Source organism: Oerskovia sp. NPDC056781 (assembly GCF_042789955.1).
Classification (GTDB): Bacteria; Actinomycetota; Actinomycetes; order Actinomycetales; family Cellulomonadaceae; genus Oerskovia; species Oerskovia rustica.
In genome coordinates, this window is the sequence record NZ_JBHUAD010000254.1 from 1 (window position 1) to 5,301 (window position 5,301).

The window sequence follows — 5,301 nt, forward strand, 5'->3', positions numbered from 1 at the left end:
CCGCTGAGCCCGCTCACAGGGGCGGCGGGTGCGTCGTCCTCGACCCGCGGCCCGCGAGGCGCGGCAGCGCCGAGGCTCTCGGGCGCGCCGGGTCGCGGCGCGCCAGGCACGATGCCGCTGTCCAGCCCGCCCCGCTCCAACCGGTCGATGCGGGCCGCGAGCCCCGCGGCGCCGTCGTCCACGCCGGGGAGCAGGAGGCGCGCGCACAGGAGCTCGAGGTGCAGGCGCGGCGACGTGGCGCCGCTCATCTCGGTGAGCGCCGCGTTGACGAGGTCCGCCGCGCGCGAGAGCTCGGCCGCGCCGAGGTTCTGCGCCTGGGCCTTCATGCGGTCGAGCTGGTCGGACGGGACGTCGCGCAGCACGGCGTCCGCGGCCCCGCCGGAGACGGAGATGACGATGAGGTCGCGCAGGCGTTCGAGGAGGTCCTCGACGAAGCGGCGCGGCTCGTGCCCCGTGGTGATGATCTGCTCGACGACGCGGAAGATGCTCGCGCCGTCACGGGCCGCGAGGGCTTCCACGACGTCGTCGAGCAGCGAGGCGTGCGTGAAGCCCAGGAGGTCCACGGCGCGCTCGTAGTCGACGTTCCCGGCCTCGGCGCCCGCGATGAGCTGGTCCATGACGGACAGCGAGTCGCGGACCGAGCCACCGCCCGAGCGCACGACGAGCGGCACGACTCCCGTGCCGATGGTCACGCCCTCCGCGGCGCAGAGCTGCTCGAGGTACGGCCCCAGCACGTCCGGCGGGACGAGGCGGAAGGGGTAGTGGTGCGTGCGCGAGCGGATGGTCCCGATGACCTTGTCCGGCTCGGTCGTCGCGAAGATGAACTTCACGTGCGGCGGGGGCTCCTCGACGAGCTTGAGGAGCGCGTTGAAACCCTGCGGCGTGACCATGTGGGCCTCGTCGAGGATGAAGATCTTGTACCGGTCGCGGGCGGGCGCGAAGGTCGCGCGCTCGCGGAGCTCGCGGGCGTCGTCGACACCGTTGTGCGACGCCGCGTCGATCTCGATCACGTCGAGGCTGCCCGAGCCGCCGCGCGCGAGCTCGACGCACGACGAGCACTCCCCGCAGGGGGTGTCGATGGGCGTCTCCTCGGTGTTGCGCGCGCAGTTCAGGGTGCGCGCGAGGATGCGCGCCGAGGTCGTCTTGCCGCAGCCACGGGGCCCCGAGAAGAGGTAGGCGTGGTTCACGCGTCCGCTGCGCAGCGCCTGCCGCAGGGGTCCGGTGACGTGGTCCTGCCCGATGACCTCGGCGAAGGTCTCTGGCCGGTAGCGGCGGTACAGGGCGGTGCTCACCCCGGCAACTCTAGACGGCATGGCTGACAGCCCGCACAGCGGGTCCCCAGGCGTGCTGCCCGGGGCCCCGCCATCGGCCCGTCGGCCCACCGACGGCAGTGCCTCAGCGCCGCAGGACCTTGCGCGCGAGCCAGTTGCCGAAGAACTGGACGACCTGCACGATCACGATGATGACCAGGACCGTCACGGCCGTCACGGCCCAGTTGTAGCGCTGGTAGCCGTACCGGATCGCGAAGTCGCCCAGGCCACCGCCACCGATGTAGCCGGCCATCGCGGACATGTCGATCACGGCCACGAAGATGAAGGTGTAGCCCAGGATGAGCGGCGCGAGGGCCTCGGGGATGAGCACGGTCCGGATGATCCGCCACGGCGAGGCGCCCATGGCGCGCGCGGCCTCGACCACGCCCGGGTCGATGCTCACGAGGTTCTGCTCGACGATGCGCGAGGTCCCGAACGCCGTCATGACGGACAGCGGCAGGATGAACGCCTCGGTACCGATCGTCGTCCCGACGACCGCGAGCGTCACGGGGTAGATCATCGTCAGGAAGATGATGAACGGGATGGGCCGGACGATGTTGACGAGCACGTTGAGGACGTTGAACACCACGCTGTTCGCCAGCAGGTTGCCCTTGCGGGTGCAGTAGAGCGCGAGCCCCAGCACCAGGCCGCTGAGCCCGCCCGCGAGGAGCGCGATCGAGACCATGTAGAGGGTCTCGCCCAGCGAGGACAGCAGGATCGGCCACAGGGTGGACCAGTCGCGGTTCATCGCTTCCCTCCGAACGCGCCGGGCGCGCCGCCGAAGTCACCGGGCTGGGTTCCCTGGGTGCCGCCGGGGCCTCCCGTCCCGGGCCACCTCTCGCTCTGCCAGGCGTCGCGCGGGTCGGGTTCGTCGACGCGGCCCGACGGCGGAGCCCCGGTCGCGTCGTCGGCCTCTCCCGACTCGTCGCTCGCCCCGGCCACGACGCGCGGGTCGTCGCGCGGGTCCGCGGCGGTTCCAAGGTCCACGACGTCGGTGGTCGCCGCGAGCTCGGTGAGGAACGCCGCGATGGTCGCGTCGTCGCCCGCGAGCTCGAGGGTGAGGGAGCCGAAGGGCCGCTCCCCGATCTCGGAGATGCCGCCGAAGACCACGGCGCCGTCGAGACCGTGCTCGCGCAGGAGCCGCGTCAGGCTCGCGCCCGAGGTCCCGTCCTCGTGGACGCCGACCGTCACGAGGCGCCCGGGGTGCCGGCGCCGCAGGCGTTCGAGCGCCTCGGGGCCGGGCCTGTCGCGCAGCGCCGTCCCGACGAACTTCTTGGTCGCGGGCGCCTTCGGCGACGAGAACACGTCGTAGACCTCGCCGACCTCGACGACCTTGCCGTGCTCCATGACCGCGACGCGGTGGCACGTCGAGCGCACGACGTCCATCTCGTGCGTGATGACGACGATCGTCACGCCGAGCTCGGCGTTGACGCGGCGCAGGAGCGCGAGGACGTCGCGCGTGGTCTCGGGGTCGAGGGCGCTCGTGGCCTCGTCGGCGAGCAGGATCTTGGGCGAGGTGGCGAGCGCGCGGGCGATCCCGACGCGCTGCTTCTGGCCGCCGGAGAGCTGCGAAGGGTAGGCCCTGGCCTTGTCGGACAGGCCGACGAACTCGAGCAGCTCGGCGACGCGGGCCTCGCGGCGGGGCTTGTCCCAGCCCGCGACCTTGAGCGCGTAGGCCACGTTCCCGGCGACGGTCCGCGAGGACAAGAGGTTGAACTGCTGGAAGATCATGCCGATGCTCGCGCGCACGGGCCGCAGCTCGCGCTCGCCGAGGGCGCTCACCTCGTCGCCGTCGACGACGACGCTCCCGCTGGTGACGGGTTCGAGGGCGTTGATGAGCCGGACGAGCGTGCTCTTGCCCGCGCCCGAGTAGCCGATGACGCCGAAGATCTCACCCGCCCGGATGTCCAGGGTGACGCCGTCGACGGCGGCCACGGCGGACGGACCGGTCCCGAAGACCTTCGTCGCGTCGCGGAAGCTGACCATCGTGTCCGAGGTGATGCTCACGGAGGAACCTCTCGTGCGGGGGTACGGCGGCCCGGGCTCCTCGTGAGAGCCGCGCGGCCACGCGTCGTGTGCGGGGGACGACAGGCGTGTACGGACAGTCCAACACGCGGGTGGTGCGTCGGGCGAGGGCACGCGGGAGCCCGACGGCGTCAGGTGAGTGACGCCGTCGGGCACCGGTGGCTCGTGCCGAGGGGTCAGCCCTGGGCGCGGTAGTTCTCCTCGATCCCCGCGAGGATCTCCTGGAGGTCGGCCGCGGAGTTGTCCTTGATGACCGCGGTGCCGCCCGAGGCCTTCTTCTCTGCGGCGACGACCTCTTCGTTCTGCGAGAGGGCGGCGATCTTCAGGAGCGTCTCGTCGTCCTTGTCCGCGGCACGGGCGACCCACACGTTGATGTAGGGCTCGGAGGCGGCGGAGTCGGGGTCGTCCTGGAACAGGGCGTCCTCGGGGGCGAGCCCGGCGTCCTCGAGGAAGTCGTTGTTGATGATCGCGCCGTCGACGGACTGGAGCGAGATCGCGGTCTGCGCGGCGTCGACCGGGGTGACCTTGACCTTCGACGACGGGAGCACGTCGGCCTCGGTCGACAGCGAGCTGCCGCCGTCCTTGAGCTCGATGAGCTTCGCCTCCTGGAGCACCAGCAGGGCGCGGGCGAGGTTGGTCGCGTCGTTGGGGACCGCGATCTCACCGCCCGCCGGGATGTCCTCGAGCGCCGTGTGCTTGGTCGAGTAGAGCGCGAGCGGGTAGACCGCGGTCGCGCCGATCGGCTGGAGGTCGTCGCCGGCCTCGACGTTGTAGCCCGCGAGGAACTGCAGGTGCTGGAACTGGTTGAGGTCGATCTGGTCCTGCGCGAGCGCCGGGTTGGCCTGCTGGTAGTCGCCGAAGTCGACGATCTCGATGTTCAGGCCCTCTTCCTTGGCGACCTTCTCGAACACGGCCCACTTGTCGTCGGCTGCACCGACCACACCGATCTTCACGACGTCGTCCGCCGAGCCGCCGCCGGAGGCGCCGCTGTCGGCGGGCGTCGTGGCGCACGCACCGAGGGTGAGGGCGGCGGCGGCCGCGACGGCGGCGAGGGTCAGGTTCTTGCGGAGCATGGGCTGTCCTTCCGGTGACGGGCGCCGGCGGTTGTCGCGGGGCGTCCGTGGGGGGCGTCACGGTGGTGACGGGGTGGGAGGTGGAACGTCCTCCTGCCCGACGACGGAGCGCGCGTCGCGAGGACACGTCACCGGTGGTCGGTGGTTCAGGAGGGGATGAGGCGGGCGCTGCGGCGCGGGCTCCGGTCGTCTCCGGGCTGCGCTCGCGAAGCGGGCGGTGCGGTGCTGGGGTCAGGTCAGAGCTGACAGCACATTCGACCGGCGCCACGCAGGACGGAGCGACACGACATTCGGCAGCGGACTGCTGCGCGGTGCGTCGTGAGCTCGGTGCTCGTGGGGCGGGTCATGGCTCCATGATGCGCACGCTCGACGCCTCAAAACCACTGCGATGGTCGATATTCCAGATGCTGGACGGAAAACTATCCGCATCATGGTCAAACGCGGGCGACATGTCATGTTCTGTGGCGATATCACCACGTCGCCTATGACGCAGGCCACACTCCGGAGCGCCCGGGCTCCGGACACGAAAGGACCCCCCGTGCACCCACCAGAGCCCACCTGCCCTTGCTGCCTTCCGGCCCTGGGGGAGTTCAGTGAGATAGTGCCGCACGAGGGGTCTGGACCCAGCCTAGCCCAGGAGGGCGGGTCGTCCGAAACCGGCCCTCCTGAGACGGGGCGGCACGGCCCCGGACGAGCCGATTCGGTCGCAGGCCCGGCGTCCGGTATTCTCGACACGCTGCCTGACGCCCCGCGTGGGTCGACGCTGCAGCACGGAGGATTCGCCTAGTGGCCTATGGCGCACGCTTGGAAAGCGTGTTGGGTTAAAAGCCCTCGGGGGTTCGAATCCCCCATCCTCCGCAGACCGAAGGGCCCGCAGCGTGCGCTGCGGGCCC

At 71.3% G+C, this 5,301-nt stretch carries 4 protein-coding genes, 1 tRNA gene and 1 other RNA gene; 1 reads left to right on the forward strand and 5 read right to left on the reverse strand.

Annotated elements, in window-relative coordinates; translation table 11 throughout:
• The 5 genes from ACFRCR_RS16485 to ffs all read right to left on the reverse strand — a co-directional run.
• Positions 1 to 1,292, reverse strand: a 1,292-nt coding sequence (locus tag ACFRCR_RS16485) for a DNA polymerase III subunit gamma and tau (protein WP_377679024.1), incomplete at its 3' end; no start/stop codon positions are given.
• A 103-nt stretch (positions 1,293 to 1,395) separates the two neighbouring features.
• Positions 1,396 to 2,058, reverse strand: coding sequence for a methionine ABC transporter permease (locus ACFRCR_RS16490; protein WP_377679026.1), 663 nt, complete (start codon positions 2,056 to 2,058; stop codon positions 1,396 to 1,398).
• Positions 2,055 to 3,317, reverse strand: coding sequence for a methionine ABC transporter ATP-binding protein (locus ACFRCR_RS16495; protein WP_377679028.1), 1,263 nt, complete (start codon positions 3,315 to 3,317; stop codon positions 2,055 to 2,057). The genes ACFRCR_RS16490 and ACFRCR_RS16495 overlap by 4 nt, the downstream gene beginning before the upstream one ends.
• A gap of 194 nt (positions 3,318 to 3,511) precedes the next feature.
• The gene (locus ACFRCR_RS16500) at positions 3,512 to 4,408 is read right to left on the reverse strand and encodes a MetQ/NlpA family ABC transporter substrate-binding protein (RefSeq protein ID WP_377679029.1); all 897 of its coding nucleotides are present in this window, start codon (positions 4,406 to 4,408) and stop codon (positions 3,512 to 3,514) included.
• A gap of 524 nt (positions 4,409 to 4,932) precedes the next feature.
• Positions 4,933 to 5,029, reverse strand: an RNA gene (gene ffs / locus ACFRCR_RS16505) — signal recognition particle sRNA small type.
• Between the two features lie 151 nt (positions 5,030 to 5,180).
• Here ffs and ACFRCR_RS16510 point away from each other — a divergent pair.
• Positions 5,181 to 5,266, forward strand: a tRNA-Ser gene (locus ACFRCR_RS16510).
• Positions 5,267 to 5,301: the final 35 nt, after the last annotated feature.